This window comes from Leptospira perdikensis (assembly GCF_004769575.1).
Taxonomy (GTDB): domain Bacteria; phylum Spirochaetota; class Leptospiria; order Leptospirales; family Leptospiraceae; genus Leptospira_A; species Leptospira_A perdikensis.
In genome coordinates this window covers 511,515-529,562 of the sequence record NZ_RQGA01000003.1, presented here as the reverse complement: position 1 = coordinate 529,562, position 18,048 = coordinate 511,515, and the positions used below count along the sequence as shown (strand labels likewise).

Sequence of the window (18,048 nt, the reverse complement as noted above, 5' to 3'; positions counted from 1 at the left end):
AAAAATCATCAGGAGAATCATGTGAAAAAGAGCATTTTCTTTGCCATCTCACTCACATTTATATTACTAACACAAAATTGTACGGGCCGTTCCCTCCACGCAACCTTTGTGCCAAGTGCAAATACAAACCCAACACGGGAGTACGCAACCGAATCAACTGTTTCAAAAGGTGGACTATTCTTCCACAAAACATTTGTTCCTGGCCCTCTAGGGTTCAATGCAGAGGGAACATCTGAAGGTAGAGGTTGTAGCCATTCCATATTACACTTGTTTTCCTTTGGAGATTCTTCAATTGAAACTGCGAAAAAGTCTGCAAACATCACAAAAGTTGCCTATTTAGATTATGAACAACTCGGCATTGTAGCAGGTTACGTCTACCATAGAGTCTGTATTATTGTTAAAGGATCATAAGCGGAGGTTCCCAATGAAAATGAAATTAGTATTTATCTCTCTTTTATCTGTATTTTTATTCGCCAACTGTGCGATTGGCCCAACTCACGGCTTTATTTTTAGCTCCACAAAGTTTGCAGGTACATTCAATGCGGAAAACAATGTAAAGGCGACAAAAGAAGGAAAAGGATGTCAATTCACTGTCCTTTATCTTTTTAGTGCGGGTGATGCTGGTGCTGGATCCGTAGCCAACAAAAACGGAATCAGCAAAATTGCAACAATCGACCACTCTTCCCTATCTGTCTTCACCGGTTTATTCCGTAACTATTGTACAATTGTATCTGGAGAATAATGATGAAATACCTTTTACTTTCAATTATCAGTTTAGCACTATTTACAAACTGTGTGACCACTCCACTTCCTGCTTATTTGTTTTCTAACACCACCCAACATTTAAATGGGGATGCTACTGGAAACATGGTAACCTCTGCTAAAGTAGAAAAATCGGGAAAATCCTGCAGTTTATCAGGTATTGGTGTGAATATTTTCTTCTACGGTGCAGGTAACTCTATTGAAGAAGCCGCACAACATGCAGGCATCAAAAAGATTGCTGTCATAGACAGAGAATCTTTGACGATTTTACCATTCGGACTTTTCTATCGCGAATGTGTGATTGTTTGGGGGGAATAAACCGTGTCCCATAACAAAATCATCCTAATTTTGGTAGCTGTGTTTTTGTCCTTTGGCAACCTTCTTGCCAAAGACTATGACTCAACACATGAATTGCCAGAAGTAAGACAACCAGACAAACACCGAGTATACTTCCGTTCTACAGGGAGTGCTGGTGGTCTTCTCATTCCAGAAAAAGATTTTGTAAGGAATGAAGATCTTTCCTATATGTTGTTCAACGGTGTCACTTTTAATAATCTAATCAATTATTCACAACAGATGCCTAAGTTCGACGGAAGTGCCAACACCCGGGAATTAGAGTATCGATACCAAGATAAGTTTCGTGTTTTTTACGAATCAAGGGTATTGGTGAATCTAAAAAAGTCGGAAGAAGCAGATCCTTATCGTACGCAATTCACCGAAAACAAAAAGAGTTTGGGAGTTGCCTATTTCCATCCGGTGAATCCATACTTCAACATTGGTGCTAGTTTAAGACATGTAACAGTTGATCAATTGACTACTACACCACTAGTTTCTTACGGATTTATCCCAGTTGGATTTGGTTCCCAATCTTTCCTTATATACCAACCTAGAGATACAAATCTAAACGTGAAAGGAATTGTACCTGGTATCCACCTAGAAATTAAACCATTGAGATGGTTTGAGATTCATTTGGGTCAACAGTTCTATTCCTTAAGCGGTAGTGATTCCCGAATCACTACATCAGTTTCATCACTTGGTACTGCAGGTCTTGGTTACTCCGGTGGCGATGCAAGTTACACGGGAACAAAACAAACACTCGACTTTGTGTTTCGATTTTCTTCGTGGTTTGCTGCTAAATGGGGATACTCTAAAGAAAGTATGAAGGTGAAATACCAAAACTACCTTTCTCTAGGGAACTCACCGACTGCCACAGTTTTATATTCGGCTTGGGATGGTTCTCAAACTACAAAATTTGATTTCACAGCTCTCAATTTTACGCTCGAATTTTCCAAAAGTTTCGGCGAGTAAATTTATAAAAACTAACAGAGATTCTAGTCTCTGTTAGTTTTTTTTCTACTAACGAATATTTATCTTTTGTATTTCAAATTTCGTAATCACCGATTAACCTTCTTTTTTTAATCCAAACTGATACCAATCTACCTTACGAGTGAAATGCATGACGGTCGCAAGGACCATAAAGAGGGCCATAGATCCAAGAAGTAAGGCTTGTTCTTCTGATGCCAGAATAACATAAAGAAAGGAATACAAAACTAAATAATAGGAAGCGGTGACCAACCCTTTACGTTTATTTTTTAATACACTGATGGCATAGTATCCAATAAGTCCCGTCACCGCCAAACTCGATAGAATGTAAGCTGGCAAAAATCCCAAGTGTTCCGAAAAGGATAAGTTCAAAACATAAAACAAAACCATTGCCGATCCAATTAAGATGTACTGAATGGGATGTAAAAGTACTCCACCAAATACTTCCATTAAAAAGAACAAAGCAAAACTGGTTACAATAAAGAGAAGTCCATACTTTACCGATCGTTCCATTTTTAAATAATGGTCTACAGGAATCACCAAACTCACTCCATATCCTGAATTTAAAATTGTATCAAGAATCAAAGTGTCCATGGAATGAATCACTTGTGGATAAGATCTTGCAAAGTAAGAAGATTCCCAAACTGCAGAAAAACCGTTATCATGAATCGATCGATCTTTTGGTAAAAGGTTTCCATTGAATGATGGATCCTTCCAATCAGAATTCATAACTAGTTTGGATTTTTTTCCTACAGGGATCACGGAAAGAGATTCGGAACCTTTGATTTCCATCTGAATTTCAAATGGGATGGAGTTACCAGTCTCTGTGATCACAACTGGCGCATTGAGTCCCGAATGGAAAAAAGAAGACCTAGTTCCAGGTAAAAACTTTTTATCTTTTCCAAACAAAGATAATTTCATTTCCCCTCCGAGTCCTTTTAAATCAGAAACAGAAACAATGAGTCGAACATCATCCCAATAAATATACGTTGTATCGATAGGAAAATCTGATGAAAGAATGGATGAAAACTTTCCTGTAATCTTCATCTTACTTGTATATAATGGAATTTCGTAGATACTTCTTTTACGCAGTTCTGTTTTCATTTCCACCACAGAATCCAATTCCTCTGGTAAAAAATAAGCATAATCGGTAACATAATCCCATTTGTCTTTTTCCTTCGTAGAACCAGACTTTGGAGTTCTGACATTGTAAGGTATCATAAGAATAGGGCCAACTATGGTTTGGTTTGTTCCCCATTTTTCACCGACTTCCGTTACAGCTTGGCTTCTTGCGGCACTTCTTTCATCAATTAAGGAACCAATCATCACAAGTGGTATGATAAATAATAAAACCATACCGCCGAGGATGGCGAGACGAAGGTTGACAGATGTTTGTAGTTTACTCATAAAAATCTCCTATCTCTAGAATAGATCTTTATCGTGAGTCTTTTATGTTCTGAATGTGAGGATTCTGTGAGGATCTAGTTTTTTGGAAAAAAAATTGAAACGAGAACCCCACGAGGATTTCGATTCTGGATCGCAAACTTACCACCATGAAGTTCAACAATTTGGTTTACAATGCTAAGCCCTAGTCCGGAACTTTTACGATTGTTATTTGGTCTTGGTAATGAATAAAATTTTTCTGTTACTCGGGTAAGTGCATAATCAGGAATTGAATGTCCTTCATCCATCACAGAAAACTTAAGAAAACCATCTGTTTCTTCCCGAATTTCAATGGTAATGGTATCGTTTTCATTAGCAAAGTCGAAAGAGTTTCTAATTAAATTTTCGATAGTTAAGTATAAATAATTTCGGTTTCCTTTTACTACCCAGGATTGATTTTCTGAGTTTACCACCACTTGGATGGACTTCCATTCTAATTCGGATTGGAAATTAAGAATGACTTCCTGGACTAAATCATACAGAAGAACTCTTTCTTCTAAAGAAATCGTTTTTTTTCCCTCCAAGGAAGAAAGCTCTAACATTTGTTCAATGAGTTTTTGGATTCGTTTCCCTTCTTCATGAATGTTTTTGGTAAGACGACTGGCCTCGTTTGGATGAGATTGTAAAAGTTCTACAGAAGCAAGTATGGAAGATAGAGGACTTTTAATTTCATGAGTCAAAGTTTGTATATACGATTCTATATATTTTTTACCTTCAATTTCTTCGACAAGTAAATCCACTTCCTTTCCTAGTTCATTCAATTCACGAATCCCAATCTTTGGGAACACAACCTTTTCTTTTTTACGCAAAGAACTCACATACTTCGACAGGCGTAAAATAGGACGAAAACTCAAATAAGCAAGTAAACTAAAAAGGATTGCAATTGCTGAAGCCACAAGGAGCGATATACGCCAAAACTTTTTTTTGGCTTCTTCGATGAAGGGAATCACACCGGTTTTAGGTTTGATTACAGTGAGAACTCCAACGATTTGGTTTTTGAATCGGATAGGTGATGCAACAAACAAAGCACCTTCTCCTTCTGTATCAATGAGTTTACTAGAACGTGCTCCGTACTTCCCTTGGAGAGTTAAATACACATCATTAAACTTAGAATAATCGAGCCCTTCCCTATAAACTTCAGAATCAAAAATTACAATTCCTTTTTCATTGGTGATATATACTTGAATGTCTGTATTTGTTTTTAGAAGAGAATAAATCTTTGCTTCAAAGGAGCGTTTGTTTGTGTTTTCGAATACCGGTGCAAATAACGAATGGAGTGTAGTTGGGAACGAACGATAGGCAAAAGGATTTTGTTCCAATCGTTCTTCCACAATCGCAGATAAAATGTGAGCCGTGTCATTTAGAGATTCCTCTACAGTTTCCATGTAACGAGGACGAATTGATTCTTCTGTTTTATCGATTAAATAATAAAATCCAATACTTAGGATAAAAAAAAACTAACGATGATTCGAATCCAAAGGTTCATATTTTTTCCTTCAATCCATAACCTTGTCCCCTTCTTGTTTCAATCGGGTCGAAGTCATTTTCAATTTCTTTAAACCTGGCACGGATGTTTTTGATAACTGTATCCACCGCGCGGTCGAAACTATCTTCTGGTTCTGTCCAAACGTTGTCCATAATTTCTTCTCTGGTAAAAATTCGACCGGGCCATTTAAAAAACAGTTCCATAGTTTTGTATTCGTAAGGTGAAAGATTTAACGTTTTCCCATTAAAATAAACCAATTTTTTATCCAATGAAATCCGAAGTTTATGATCTTCCAAAGTTTGTGTTTGTGTGGTCCGTCTTAATATAGCACGAATTCTCGCTAAAAGTTCTCTTGGGCTAAATGGTTTTACTATATAATCATCTGCCCCAATCTCCAATCCTAAAACTTTATCGATCTCCGTATTTCTGGCCGTTAGAAAGATAACAGGCGTTTGAAACGATTTTCGAATTTCTTTTAGAACCTCAAAACCGTTCTGATCAGGTAAACCTATATCAAGCACAACGAGAGAAATATCATTGGAGATTTTTTGAATCCCTTCTTTTCCAGTGGAAGCCACAGAAACCAAAAAACCTTCCGATTCCAATGTGATTTGGATGGTCTCCTGAATTCCTGGTTCATCTTCTATCAGAAGTATTTTTGTCATTGGTGAAAATTTATTTTCCTTCGGCCCAGGACTCTTCTCTAGGGTCAGCCACTCCGATGAGTTTTTTGGATTTATCATCATTTAACACTGCACAGATGGAACCTAAATCATTATCTAAGTGGCCTTTTTTATATACCTTATAACCTTTTGTTTTTAAAGGCTCGGAAACTATCGCATAGAGAGACTCTTCCAATTCAATTCCACCCGGCCTGTAACTATGTGGTGAAAAACTATCCGGCCAGTTCACCGAACGAAACCTAGGTGCTTCTACTGCTTTTTGTGGATCCATTCCAAAAACTACAACATTCAAAAAAAATTGAATCATAGCTTGGCTTTGGACATCACCACCAGGTGTTCCAAAACTCATCCACAACTTTCCTTGTTTCAACACCATTCCAGGATTGGGTGTGATTCGTGGTCGTTTTCCGGGAGCGAGAGCCGAAGGATGGTTTGGATCCAAACGGAATTGTGTCATACGAATTCCTAAAGTAAGCCCCGTTCCAGGGACCATAGGTGACTGAGGAAAATCACTTGGAGTGAGAGAAACTGCATTCCCTGTTGCATCCACAATACTCAAATAAGTGGTGTCTTTACCATATTTAATTTCACTGATTGATTGTTCCTTGGTTTCGTTAGGTTGTATTTTATTTGCGTTTGGTTTTTTTGTATCAAACACCCAAGGATTTCCGAAAGGAGGTGTGGCTCCAAAGGCATCTTTTTGAATCAGTTTCCTTCTGAGTGTAGCATACTTTTTGGAAAGTAAACCATCAATCGGAACATCTACATATTTTGGATCTCCAAAGTATTGTTCTCTATCGGCAACAACAAGTTCAATCGCTTGTGCCACTGTATGGATGTATTCCGGCGAATTATGGCCCATTGATTTAAGATCGATACCATCTAACAGTTGCAAAACCATAGGAACCACTGGTCCTTGAGTCCAAGTTTGGTTTGATAAAATTTTGTATTCTTTAAACTCACCGGAGACAGGTTTTTCCCAACCACCTGCATAGTTTACCAAATCCTCTTTAGTGATAAGGCCATTTTTATCTGTATGTAACTTTACAATGGCATCGGCAATAGGGCCTTTATAAAAATAGTCCCTTACCGATTCTAACGCTTGTTTTCTGCTCTTTCCTCTTTTTAAAGATTGAGTTTCTTCTTCGGCCATAGACTTCCATGTTTTTGCCAGATCCAATCGTTTGGTTAATTCCCCTTCTCGAATTCCATACCACCATTTTTTTTCAAGATAAACTTCCGAATTGTAAGGCATAATCAATGTAAAACCTAAACGTTTATATAAAGGTAAGTCTAAGTTTTTCACCAAGATTCGGTTGGCTGGAAATCCTTCTTCTGCTACGTTAATTGCGGGCTTTACCAATTCTGAAAAAGTTTTTGTTCCATGATCTTGCAACAATCGTACAATGACGTCTGGAGATGCGGGCAATAACTGGGTCAAAATCGAATTTTTGGGCATCACATCGTACCCCTTTTCTTTAAACCATTCGATGTTTGCTTTCTTTGGTGCAGTTCCTGCTCCAATATAACTTTTGACTTGTCCTGATTTTTTATCGTAAACTAAGGTAGGTGCAACGGAGGGAAAACTAGCGGCTTCTCCATTGGTTACATTTAATACTAAGAGTGCGACAACGGCTGCATCAACTGCATTGCCACCGCTTTCCAATACTTTAATCGCAGCCTGAGTGGCCAATGGGTTCCCAGTGGACACCATAAACTTTTTACCGACAACCGCATCACGTAAACTACCTTGCGGATCCACATAAGAAGGAACAAGCGGACGACGACTTCCCAAACATTGAAATAAAAAAATAGAAATGATAAGAGAGATAAAAAACTTCAACGAATTTGCCATGGAATCCTCAAATTACAATTTGAAAAAACAATGGCAAATTTTGATTTTATGTCGAACCAAATTTTACAATTTAAATCGTTCGGTGATCCCTTTCAAAATCTCTGCAGTGGAAGCTAAGTTTTGTGCAGAGGATGACATCTCTTCCGAACCAGAAGCCGTACTTAACGTATGTTCGTTGATTTGGAGAATCACATCCGAAATTTCTCGCACCGCTCTTTTCTGTTCATTAGTAGAGAGTTTGATTGTTTCAGCATCCATTCCCATTTTTTCTGCGCCTTCGTCTACTTCTCGTTTAATGGACTCTTGAGCAGAAGTGACGGAATACAATTTATTCATTGCTCCACTGACTGTTTCTACATTCTGAATGATATTGTGTAACATTTCGGCAGAAGATCGAATGGCATTTGCCCCGGAATCCAATTCTCGATTGTTTTTCGTGATCATAGTTCCAATGGACTTGATGGAAGAAGCCGTTTTTTCTGAAAGTTTAGAAATCTCATCGGCAACGACAGCAAACCCTCTTCCTGCTTCACCAGCTCTTGCAGCTTCAATCGCAGCATTCAAAGCTAATAATTGAGTTTGGTCAGAGATTTCATTAATGATTTGAATGATAGCTGTCATTTCCCCTGAGGAATGAAGGATATTCTCAATCATTTGGCTCATACCCTGAATAGACTCTTCCCCTTTTTTAGCTTGGTCAGAAATGGATTCTGCTAACTTTAAAGTACTTTCAATTTCAGATCCAATCTTACGAATACTTTCTGAGAGTTCTCTAATCTTAGCATGAAAGTTAGCAAAGTTTCCAAATTGTCTTTCCGTTGAAGCTGCAATATGATCCATTCCTGCAGACATTTCCTCAATGGTTGCAGACATCTCTTCGGAAGAAGCTGCAGTAGATTGTGCTCCTGTTGCAAAGTTGTTAGAAGAAGATGTTAATTCTTCGGATGAGGCAGCCAATTCAATTGTAATTCTTTGAATTTCTTCAAATGACTTTCTCAAACTGGCAATGAAAGTATTGAGTCCTTGACCCATACGTCCAATTTCATCATCATAAACAACTTTAATGGAGGAAGTTAAATCTCCATCAGACATTGCTTTGAAAATATTACTTACATCCTCAAGTGGATTCAATCGTTTGCTGAGTAATACATACAACATCCATATGGATAGGAGAGCAATAATGACGGTAGAAATTCCAATAATAATCAATAATTCAAAAAGTGCCTCTTTGATTTCTTCCTGCGGTTGGACGGCGATAATCACCATTCCCCAATCGTTTAAGTGATGATTCACCGCAAGGTGATCCCTTTCTAAATAAACAAACTCTAATACCTCACCTGTTTTTAAATTTAACATACGAGCACCTGATTCATCTTTAGACAAATCATACTTTAGAATCTGTTTTTTCTCTTTTAAAGCAATCAGTAGACCAGCCTTTGTAGAAATAACAACGTATCCATCTCGACCGATTTTGATTTTATTAATCACCTTATCAGTTAAGTTTGTCAACGAAAGAGCAAGGCCAGCGTTTCCAATCAACTTTTCACCATCATACACTGGATAGGTGATAGTAACAACGGGATTATTTGTAAGTGGATTTAGGATGGGTTTTCCAATAAAATATCTTTTTTCTTTTCCTGCTTTGAGTTCTGCAGGATCCATATCTTCTGGTTTCATCTTCCAACCGATAGCCTGACCTGTAGCATCAGCAACTACACGAGGGTCATTATCGTAGGTGTGAGTGTAGACGTTTTCATAAACTCCATAACGATCATTTATTTCTTTAAAATAGGACTGCGCGATTGGTTTTCCCGTCTTTATCGAAGTTATGGTCCTTTGGTCATTGGCAACTGTTTTAATCACGTTCACATGGTTCACAAAGAAATCATCAATCTCTTGACCGACAACCTCTACAATACCTTGCATTTGTCCTACATAAGCCTCTTTTATTTTTTTCTGGCCAAAGTAGTAAGCGACTCCACCAACTAAACAGCTGATGATAAAAAGAATGGATGCTCCACTCAATAACAGTATGAACTTGATAGAATTACGTTGCATAAATTTTCCCCAAACCTTCTTCGATTGACTGTGATTCGTTGTGTCTTTTTTTTAGAACTAACCACTACACCCATTTGTAAGAATTTGGAATCGTAGTTTTTTTGGCAACCTACCTACCTAGAATCATTCTGATAAAAAATTTCATTTTCTAATGAGTTAGGGATTAATCCCTAAGTCCAATTTCTATGAATCCTGAAATCTATACTCAATGGGAAAAACAAACAAATCTCATCACCACTCGTTTATCCGGAGCTGTAACAGAAACTGATATTTCCAAATGGAAAGAAAGTTTGAACAAAACATTTGCGGATCTACCCCAAGGAACAAAGTTTAAAATCTTTGTAAACTTACATGGCCTAAACCCAGCTTCTGTCTCTGCACACAAAGCTTATCGGGACATAATCCCACTTCTTCTTAGCCGCTACAATTGGAGGATTGGCTATTTAGATTTATTTGAAGAGGCAAAAGGATTAAAACTAACATCCGAAAACGAAATCGAATGTTTTGCAGCAGTTCATTGTCACCACGATAGTTATAAAATAAACGAATACGAAAGTCGATTCGGTAAGGATTCAGAACATTTTTTTGATGATCCTGAAAAATCAGAAACCTGGATCAGAAGTTATTCGGTTTGAAACAGATCAAACTTAGAGATTGGTCCTTCCGATAGTGTGTGGCAGTCGAACCCTTACACTTGTAACCGTTCGACTGCCTAGATACCAATGAATCTTGTTCTTTAAATAGAGAACAAGATCCTTCTTGACTTTCGATCGCAAACGATACAATCACCGGAATGAAAAAACAACTCCTTGTTTCTATCTTATTTTTATGTACCACAGTAATTGTTGCCAATCCGGAAACCAAAGCAAATGAACTCTGTGATTGTTTAAAACAAGCAAAAGCCAGCGATAAAACATCCGATAAAAAGAAATGTTTATCTCAAAGAGAAAAACATGTAAAAGCACTAAAAAAAGGGTCCAAATCATATGAATCCTATTTAAACGCCCTTCAGAAATGCGAACAAGAGTTAGCTGGTAGTACGGAAATCAATCCAAATTTGACAACAAAAGAAAAAACTTCAGTCATCTGCGATTGTTTTCAAAAAGCAGAAAAACAAAACAGTATGACATGTTTCAAATTACAAAGTGACTATGGAAAAACGATAGCAGATCCAGAAGAGAAAAAACAGTTTAATCTCTCTTCTGGAAGTTGTAATTAAAAAATCAACCAAAGACGAACGTTAACAACTAAAGAATGTAACCTTTAGTTGTTATGTTTCCTTCGATCTCTCGATTACTTTTTAAAGTAATGATAAACCTTTTTCAAAGGGAAGTATAAAATACCAGCAAGTAAGAGAAATGGAATCATCCAAATGAGATAATAGGTTAATTCTAAAAATACATTTAGAATTCCTATGAATGCATTTTTATAAGTTGGTATTTGAATTTTATCGGGTGGGATGGGACTTGAAAAATTGATATTCAATGTAGCCCATTTCACCCTATCTTTGATTTTCCAAATTTCATGTTCCGACTGGTCCAAATTGTTTTCGCTATCTGTAATCGCTTCTTCGATCGCTTCCCAGTTTTTAGAATTACCTGAAGTTTGATTGTTTGCATTCGTACGTCGACCTAAACGAATTTTCTCTCGATTCGATTTTATTTTTTGCCAAACCATTCCTTCCGTATGATCTACAGTGGAAATATCTTCACTCAGTAATACTCCATAACTATCCAATTCAATCAGTGCATCATAAAGTTTTTCAGATCGAATATGGACTCGTAAATTCATATAAGGAGAGTCTGTATTCACTGCAGAACTACTTTCGATAAATCCATATTTGGTGATAAAAGTTAGAAGGTCCTTTCTTGTTTTGATTAAGTCTTGAGTTTGATAACTCAATTGAACTTGGTATTCAAGTAATCGTTCTGAAGTATTTTGAATGGGAACAAATACTTGCCCCAGTTGGTTGGGTGCGGAATCTGCATCAAGAGTTTCTTCTGCTCTGGGAGCACTCGGTGCTACTTTTTTCTCCATAGCCACATCAGAGGACATCTTTGCTGATTCTAAAGGAGCCGCCGATTCTTCGTTAGCTTCTTTGCCACAGTTGAGGAAAAACACAAACAGAACGAAAAAAATAACTTTAAAAAGATTTTTCACAATACCCTTACCTTACATTTCTATATTCTATTAACAGTTCTCCTTAGACAAATTCTCAAATGAAAAAAATCGGAATTGGGGGCAAATCCAGCACCCTCCGGTGCTGGACCGGGCTTTCCGCTCCAATCTGCAAAGCAACAGAAGGTTTTCATTTTCTACCAGAACAAATACACCTAACTTCCGTTGCATTGCAGTATTTACGCTACAATCCCTTTCGCAAAAATTGACGACTAACTTCGCTTGGGGACTTACGCAGTTACTAACACCTTAATATTTGATTCCACCGATTTTCTCTTACAATTTTTTACTTAAAAACGATTTTGAAGGAATGACAAACGGAACCTCAAGTTCCACAGTTCCCATTCCCCCACTGATCACTTCCACAGGTTTTTCTTTATAAAAAATTTGATCCACAGTAAAGGACAATGCATCCGGATCAGAAGCTGTGATCACTTCCATCACATCTCCTTTTTGGATTTTATTTTTGACTTCAATGACAATCCGTTGTGTATCAGAATTATATTCTTTTACGAGCCCTGCATACTTTTGGCTCATAAAAAGACTCGTTCCAAATTCATTGTTTTGAAATTCTCTTTCTTCTTCCGGGACACGATCTTCCATACCTCGAGTTAAAAAACCAGAGAAGTACTTTCTAGAAGATACTTTATCCAATTCCTGTAACCACTTTCTATCAAATGATTCACCTCGTGCAATAGAATCTAAAGTATGACGATAACTGCGAGCCACCATTCCCACATAATAATCGTTTTTAGTACGACCTTCTACTTTTACAGAGTCAACACCCGCATCACATAGCTCTTGCAAAAACTCAATGGCACGTAAGTCTTTGGAATTCATTAAAAAAGTTCCCTCTTCGTCTGTGATGAGTTCCATCGGTTCTTCATTTTGTTTTGGGTTGGTGACAAAAACTTGATACAAATCTCGACATGCATTGTTGCAGGAACCTTGATTGGCATCTCGTTTTTTAAAATAATTACTCATAAAACAACGACCACTATGAGCAATACAAATCGATCCATGAACAAAAACTTCAATTTCCATATCGGGAACTTGGTTTTTGATTTCTGCAATTTCTGAAATGGATACTTCACGAGATAAAATAACACGAGTGGCTCCAAATTGTTTCCAAAACTTAACAGCAGCATAGTTCATTGTGTTCGCTTGGACAGAAATATGAATGTCAATTTCAGGATGTGATTCTTTGGTCATTAAAATCAATCCCGGATCTGCCATAATGAAAGCATCCGGTTTTAATGTTGCCATCTGGTCTAGGTATTTTGGAAAGGATGGAAGTTTTGAATTTCTTGGAATGTTATTCACCGTGAAGTAAATTTTTTTACCAAGTTTTCTTGCGAGGTTTACACCCGCATCCAAAGCCTCCATGGTAAAATCATTTTCTCTGGCACGTAACGAAAATCTAGGAACACCACAGTATGCAGCATCCGCGCCAAATAGATAAGCAATTTCTAATTTTTCTAAACTTCCTGCAGGTAATAATAATTCTGGAATTTTTCTAATTTGGGACATACACTTTACCCATCCCAAAAGAAGTTTCTTTTCTAAAAAAGAAAAATATATATTACAAATTTAGATCATTTCTAAATCAAAAAAAGGAAACGACAAACGAATCAACACATTCAATTCTTTAGAAATTATGTTGTTTTACTTTATCCTTTTAATTCTCCATATTTTCTCAGCTATGATTTGGGTTGGTGGAATGATTTTTTATGTCATTGTTGTCATGCCTGTGATACGAAATTTAGAATTCAAAGATCATAAATTAAAGTTATTACAATTAACAGCATTACATTTCAGAAACATATCTTACTTTATTTTTTTGATTTTTGTTGTTTCTGGAACAGGTTTATTATTTGAGAAAGGATTTTTCCATTTTGAGTCAGGTTTAGAATTATGGACATCTAACATTGGTTTAATGTTTTTAACCAAAATAGGTTTGTTCACCGTTTTATTTTTATCTTCTTTGTATCATGATTTTGTAACAGGTCCAAAAACCTTTGTTTACTTAACCACAGATCCCAGTCGTCACGAAAGGTATAGAAAAACATCGGCTTTCTTTGGAAGGTTCAATCTGCTGATCTCCGTATCAATTGCAATCTTTGGAATCTTGGCCTCTAGAGGATTTTCAATTTTTCTTTAGTTTTATCCCCTTGACAGCCTAGGCTTCAATCTTTCCCTTAAGTAAATGATTCTGAGTCGCACTTACATTTATTTAATGATTCTCATTCTAATTTTAGGACCTCGGTTTTCGGACACAGACCTGGAAGCCTTTCATGGAATCATGCAACCCGCCTTTGGTGCCAGACAAGCCGGGATGGGAGGAGCCTTCCAAGCCATTGGTGGATCTGTGATGGATTTGGAATCAAACCCCTCACATTTAGCGAGAACCAAAAGAACCAAATGGGAGTTAGGTTCTGCAATTCACTTACCAAACATAGAATATAATGATGAATACGTAGATGTAGACCCTAATCGATCGTATCGAAATACAATTGTAGAACATCCGAAAGCTGTTCTTCCCTATATCGGGATCATCAAACCGGTTTCGGATAATATAAGTATTGGATTTGCTTTGTATGCACAAGGTGGTGGCGGTGGTCAGTTTAAAAATATCAAACGACAAACACCAGACGGAAGGACATTGAACGAAACTTTTGGAATAAATATTCCTATTATTGGCGAAAGTACAAAAGCGGTTGAAGATTTAAATTTTAGATTTATGACCATGAAATCAACGTTTGGTGCTGGATACAAAAGAGGTAATTTTGCGATTGGTGCAGGAATCGATTTTGTTTATGGGTTTATGGAACTCAAAAGAACCTACCAAGATGAAACAAGGAGTCTTACCATTCCCGGTGGAATCCGTTACCAAAGTGATTCCGCTTATACTATGGGAGGAAAAATTGGAACCTCTTATGACATAACAGAAAACATCCGAGTGGCCTATTCGTATACAACAAGAAATCTTTTACCTATGGATGGAACCATGAAGATAGACGGTTATGCCCCCGAAAGATCTTTTGGTACAAGAGTGTCTCGTTATATGATTTGGCCAGACAAACATGTAATAGGAATATCATACAGAACCGATCGATTTCTGATCGACTTTGATATCAAATACGTTCCTTGGTCAGAAAGTTTTAATTCAAGTAAGTTTCGATTGGAAGATGTATGGATGAGAACACCCATTGGAGTAGAAACCAATAACTTTCAATTCAATTTAAACTGGAAAAACCAGACCATTTTTGCCCTAGGTGCCGAATACAAGTGGAATGATCGTTATACAAGTAGGATGGGATATAGTTATGGTAAAAATATCATTCCAGCTAGCGGTGTAAGTCCAATGTTAGGTGCAAGTATTGAACATCATGTATCTGTTGGGGGAAGTGTTTCCTGGAATGATTCCACAATACACATTGCTTGCGAATATGGATTCCCTAAAAAAACCTATGGTGGAAAAACTTCAGACTGGACGTTATCACATTCCGTATATTCTAGTACAGAAGTTCATCCATTTCAATTTTCGTATCAAAAACAAATGAGCATATTTAGCATTTATCTTGGAATGGAACAACTGATTTAAAATGGGAAGGAAAAAGTGAATTCAAAATCTATTGGAAAATTTGCTATCGGGCTTTGGATCGTAACAGTACTAACACTTGGTTATTTTTTTTATTTTGGAAGTACAAGTCGTTCGCTCGATAGTCGAACAGCGATCCATTTGACACCAGCAGAACGGCAACTGGTATTAACGGAAATGCGAGCATTATTATCATCCGTTAATGGAATGTTAAGTGGACTTGCTGAGAAAGATTATGAACGGGCTGCAAAGGCTGCCGATGCTGTGGGTATGGGTCTTGTTGCTAGTTTGGAACACCAAGAAAAAACGATTCTTTTAAAACTCCCTGTTGCATTTAAAAAACTAGGTTTTGGTACTCACGAGAAATTCGATGACATCGCTGTAAAAATTCGCAAAAAACAAGATATCCATACATTACTTAGAGAAATGGATGAACTTACGCGTAACTGTGTCGCTTGCCATGCAACCTATAAAATTGAAGTTGAGTCTGAAAAAAAATGAACTAAAACAGATTCAAATGCCAAAAATTTCAAGATACTTTATTAAATCCGGAATGGTATATCTTCTATTTGGTGTTCTGGTTTACGGCCTTGCCGAATTTCCTGGAACAAAATGGGACGTTCATCTAATGCCCGTTTATTGGCATATGATCGCCCTTGGATGGATTACACAAATCATTATGGGAGTTTCTCTCTGGATGTTTCCGAAGGGGAAAAATCCAAGTCCCAAAGAGGGATCTTCCTTCGCTTGGATAGCATACTTTGCTCTAAACCTAGGTTTATGTTTACGAATCGTTTCAGAACCATTTTTATACGGAAATAAAGAAGTCTTCATTTTACCATTTCTTTGTTCTGTCTTTCTACAATTGGTAGGAATCCTCAGTTTTGTATTCGAAATTTGGCCTAGACTAAAACCAAAACCGCAAGGGTAAATAAAAGTATGTTTCCAATACAGTCCGTTTGGTTGATTCGAATTTCCTTGATTTATTTAATCATCGGATCTTCCCTTGGAGCCCTACTTATGGTAAATAAAGCCATTGATTTCGACCAAAGAATTTGGAGTTTATTACCATTACATTATACGATTCTTATTTGGGGCTTTTTCATTCAGTTGATTATGGGAACTGCCTATTGGATGTTCCCTAAGTTTCTGTCGAATCGCCCGAGGGGTTCCAGTTGGCAAACTTGGTTTGTGTTTTATAATTACAATCTTGGTTTGGTTCTGTATTTAATCACAAAATTTATGATTCCAATCAATCCCTTAACTTTACTCGGAAAATTTCTGATTTTTCTCGGTTTGGTCACATTTATAAAATTAACTTGGACCAGAGTTATTTCATACACTTAGGTCCATCCTAAATCCAATGTTTTACCAAATTTGATTGAAAATAAAAATTCAATCCCCTAACAACGAACTAAAACAGATTTTATCAAAAAAAATATTTGTTCTTGATTTAGATCAATTCCTTCCAGTGGTAAGACTGGTAGTTTGTATTATGAAGTTTTCCCAATCTATTTTCAATGGTTGTATTTTTTTCCTGTTACTTATTTCCTTCTCATGCCATGAACATACAGGATCAAAACTTCCAGAACTAAACAATGGTAAACCTTGGGAGATGGACAGATCAACAAGGTTGGGATTTCAGAGGATGGACGAACAATTTCACCATGCAAATTCTGATGAGTCAATAGAAGAATACCACAGACAAGCCGATCAAATTATATCCATTATCAGCGAAATTCAAACTTCTTGTACAATGACAGGACAAGGTCATGAGCAACTACATAAATATATAAATTTATTATTAGAAGAAATACAAATTATGAAAGGAAAAGACATCGATTTAGCTAAAAAAGCAAAATCAAATCTTATCGAAAAGATATCTAGATATTCTTTATATTTTAAGTGAAAAATTAGATTTATATAGAATATTAAATACTAAACTTAATGAACGGTTTGTAATCCATATCCTCTTTAAGAATATGATTGGTAAGCCATGCACGTAGAAATTCTATTAAATCTTTAAAGAATACATCTAATAAACCATCACTAGAATGTAAATCTCCTTGATTTAATCGATTCTTTAGATCCAAAATTTTATCTGTAAACTTGTTATGTTGTAAGATATGTGCTTCCAAATCAGGATATTGGTTTAATTCCATCACACGTTCTTCAATTAAAAAATGACTAAGAGTATAATCCTCTAATTCCGAAACAGCATCTATCAATATCTTTGTTTTACCCGATAGGTGGTGTTTGTTTTCATCATAAACTTCTTCGATATTATTGATCAAACGAAAGAGTTTTTTATGTTGAGAATCAATCTCGGAAATGTTTGTTTCATATTTCGAATCCCAATTTGTTATCATGAGAAGAACCTCGTTCTTTCAGGATTTTGTAACAGCACAATAGGACAAGTGAATAATCCAAACACTCATGTTAACACCTCATTGCGCAATACCATAACTAGAATTAGTTTAATTCTAAACAAATTTACAGAATGTATGTTTCAATGGCCTAGAAAGGCTTTATAGGAATTCAATTCATTCTAACTCTAAAGATATATCTTCAATCACTTATCTCTATTGATAAAAATCAATACTTAGTATCCTTCTCCAATTGATTTAGATCAATGCAGTTTCATTTGCTCTGGTGTCCC

General features: G+C 36.6%; 20 protein-coding genes. 12 read left to right on the top strand and 8 right to left on the bottom strand.

All coding sequences use genetic code 11. From position 1 onward, the window contains the following. Positions 1-21: 21 nt before the first annotated feature. The 4 genes from lsa14 to EHQ49_RS03815 are packed head-to-tail and all read left to right on the top strand — an operon-like array spanning position 22 to position 2,070. Positions 22-411 (top strand): adhesin Lsa14, encoded by a 390-nt coding sequence (gene lsa14 / locus EHQ49_RS03830; RefSeq protein WP_135576512.1) that lies wholly within the window; start codon positions 22-24, stop codon positions 409-411. A gap of 13 nt (positions 412-424) precedes the next feature. Then, a complete protein-coding gene (locus EHQ49_RS03825; protein ID WP_135576510.1) occupies positions 425-742 on the top strand; it encodes a TRL-like family protein in 318 nt (105 codons plus the stop codon). Between the two features lie 2 nt (positions 743-744). Beyond that, positions 745-1,080 (top strand): TRL domain-containing protein, encoded by a 336-nt coding sequence (locus tag EHQ49_RS03820; protein WP_135577721.1) that lies wholly within the window; start codon positions 745-747, stop codon positions 1,078-1,080. 3 nt (positions 1,081-1,083) lie between these two features. Further along, positions 1,084-2,070, top strand: a complete 987-nt coding sequence (locus tag EHQ49_RS03815) for a hypothetical protein (protein WP_135576508.1) — start codon at positions 1,084-1,086, stop codon at positions 2,068-2,070. Between the two features lie 93 nt (positions 2,071-2,163). Here EHQ49_RS03815 and creD read toward each other — a convergent pair whose 3' ends face one another. From creD to EHQ49_RS03790, 5 genes are all read right to left on the bottom strand, one after another. Further along, positions 2,164-3,492 (bottom strand): cell envelope integrity protein CreD, encoded by a 1,329-nt coding sequence (gene creD, locus EHQ49_RS03810; RefSeq protein ID WP_135576506.1) that lies wholly within the window; start codon positions 3,490-3,492, stop codon positions 2,164-2,166. A gap of 74 nt (positions 3,493-3,566) precedes the next feature. Then, entirely contained in the window at positions 3,567-4,976 is a 1,410-nt protein-coding gene (creC, locus tag EHQ49_RS03805; RefSeq protein WP_279638116.1) for a two-component system sensor histidine kinase CreC, read from the bottom strand. Between the two features lie 34 nt (positions 4,977-5,010). Beyond that, positions 5,011-5,679: a response regulator gene (locus EHQ49_RS03800; protein ID WP_135576502.1), complete on the bottom strand. Its 669-nt coding sequence runs from the start codon at positions 5,677-5,679 to the stop codon at positions 5,011-5,013. Between the two features lie 10 nt (positions 5,680-5,689). Then, a complete protein-coding gene (locus EHQ49_RS03795) occupies positions 5,690-7,552 on the bottom strand; it encodes a gamma-glutamyltransferase family protein (protein WP_135576500.1) in 1,863 nt (620 codons plus the stop codon). 63 nt (positions 7,553-7,615) lie between these two features. Next, positions 7,616-9,610, bottom strand: coding sequence for a methyl-accepting chemotaxis protein (locus tag EHQ49_RS03790; protein WP_135576498.1), 1,995 nt, complete (start codon positions 9,608-9,610; stop codon positions 7,616-7,618). A 185-nt stretch (positions 9,611-9,795) separates the two neighbouring features. On the opposite strand from EHQ49_RS03790, the gene EHQ49_RS03785 reads away from it, so the two are divergent. Continuing rightward, positions 9,796-10,245: a hypothetical protein gene (locus tag EHQ49_RS03785; protein ID WP_135576496.1), complete on the top strand. Its 450-nt coding sequence runs from the start codon at positions 9,796-9,798 to the stop codon at positions 10,243-10,245. A gap of 158 nt (positions 10,246-10,403) precedes the next feature. Continuing rightward, positions 10,404-10,829 (top strand): hypothetical protein, encoded by a 426-nt coding sequence (locus EHQ49_RS03780; protein WP_135576494.1) that lies wholly within the window; start codon positions 10,404-10,406, stop codon positions 10,827-10,829. Positions 10,830-10,903: 74 nt separating this feature from the next. Here the strand turns inward: EHQ49_RS03780 and EHQ49_RS03775 are convergent, their stop codons facing one another. Both EHQ49_RS03775 and EHQ49_RS03770 read right to left on the bottom strand, forming a co-directional pair. Further along, a complete protein-coding gene (locus EHQ49_RS03775; RefSeq protein ID WP_135576492.1) occupies positions 10,904-11,770 on the bottom strand; it encodes a DUF4349 domain-containing protein in 867 nt (288 codons plus the stop codon). A gap of 294 nt (positions 11,771-12,064) precedes the next feature. After that, a complete protein-coding gene (locus EHQ49_RS03770; protein ID WP_135576490.1) occupies positions 12,065-13,318 on the bottom strand; it encodes a U32 family peptidase C-terminal domain-containing protein in 1,254 nt (417 codons plus the stop codon). Positions 13,319-13,445: 127 nt separating this feature from the next. On the opposite strand from EHQ49_RS03770, the gene EHQ49_RS03765 reads away from it, so the two are divergent. The 6 genes from EHQ49_RS03765 (at position 13,446) to EHQ49_RS03740 (ending at position 17,298) form a co-directional block, all read left to right on the top strand. After that, a complete protein-coding gene (locus tag EHQ49_RS03765; protein ID WP_135576488.1) occupies positions 13,446-13,949 on the top strand; it encodes a hypothetical protein in 504 nt (167 codons plus the stop codon). A 45-nt stretch (positions 13,950-13,994) separates the two neighbouring features. After that, positions 13,995-15,392, top strand: a complete 1,398-nt coding sequence (locus EHQ49_RS03760; RefSeq protein WP_135576486.1) for an OmpP1/FadL family transporter — start codon at positions 13,995-13,997, stop codon at positions 15,390-15,392. A 15-nt stretch (positions 15,393-15,407) separates the two neighbouring features. Further along, positions 15,408-15,890, top strand: a complete 483-nt coding sequence (locus tag EHQ49_RS03755) for a hypothetical protein (protein ID WP_135576484.1) — start codon at positions 15,408-15,410, stop codon at positions 15,888-15,890. 16 nt (positions 15,891-15,906) lie between these two features. Further along, positions 15,907-16,320: a hypothetical protein gene (locus EHQ49_RS03750; RefSeq protein ID WP_135576481.1), complete on the top strand. Its 414-nt coding sequence runs from the start codon at positions 15,907-15,909 to the stop codon at positions 16,318-16,320. 8 nt (positions 16,321-16,328) lie between these two features. Then, on the top strand, positions 16,329-16,736 hold the full coding sequence (locus EHQ49_RS03745; RefSeq protein WP_135576479.1) for a hypothetical protein: 408 nt from the start codon (positions 16,329-16,331) through the stop codon (positions 16,734-16,736). A gap of 148 nt (positions 16,737-16,884) precedes the next feature. Beyond that, positions 16,885-17,298, top strand: a complete 414-nt coding sequence (locus EHQ49_RS03740) for a hypothetical protein (RefSeq protein WP_135576477.1) — start codon at positions 16,885-16,887, stop codon at positions 17,296-17,298. 22 nt (positions 17,299-17,320) lie between these two features. Here EHQ49_RS03740 and EHQ49_RS03735 read toward each other — a convergent pair whose 3' ends face one another. Further along, positions 17,321-17,758 (bottom strand): bacteriohemerythrin, encoded by a 438-nt coding sequence (locus EHQ49_RS03735; RefSeq protein ID WP_135576475.1) that lies wholly within the window; start codon positions 17,756-17,758, stop codon positions 17,321-17,323. Between the last annotated feature and the right edge of the window lie 290 nt (positions 17,759-18,048).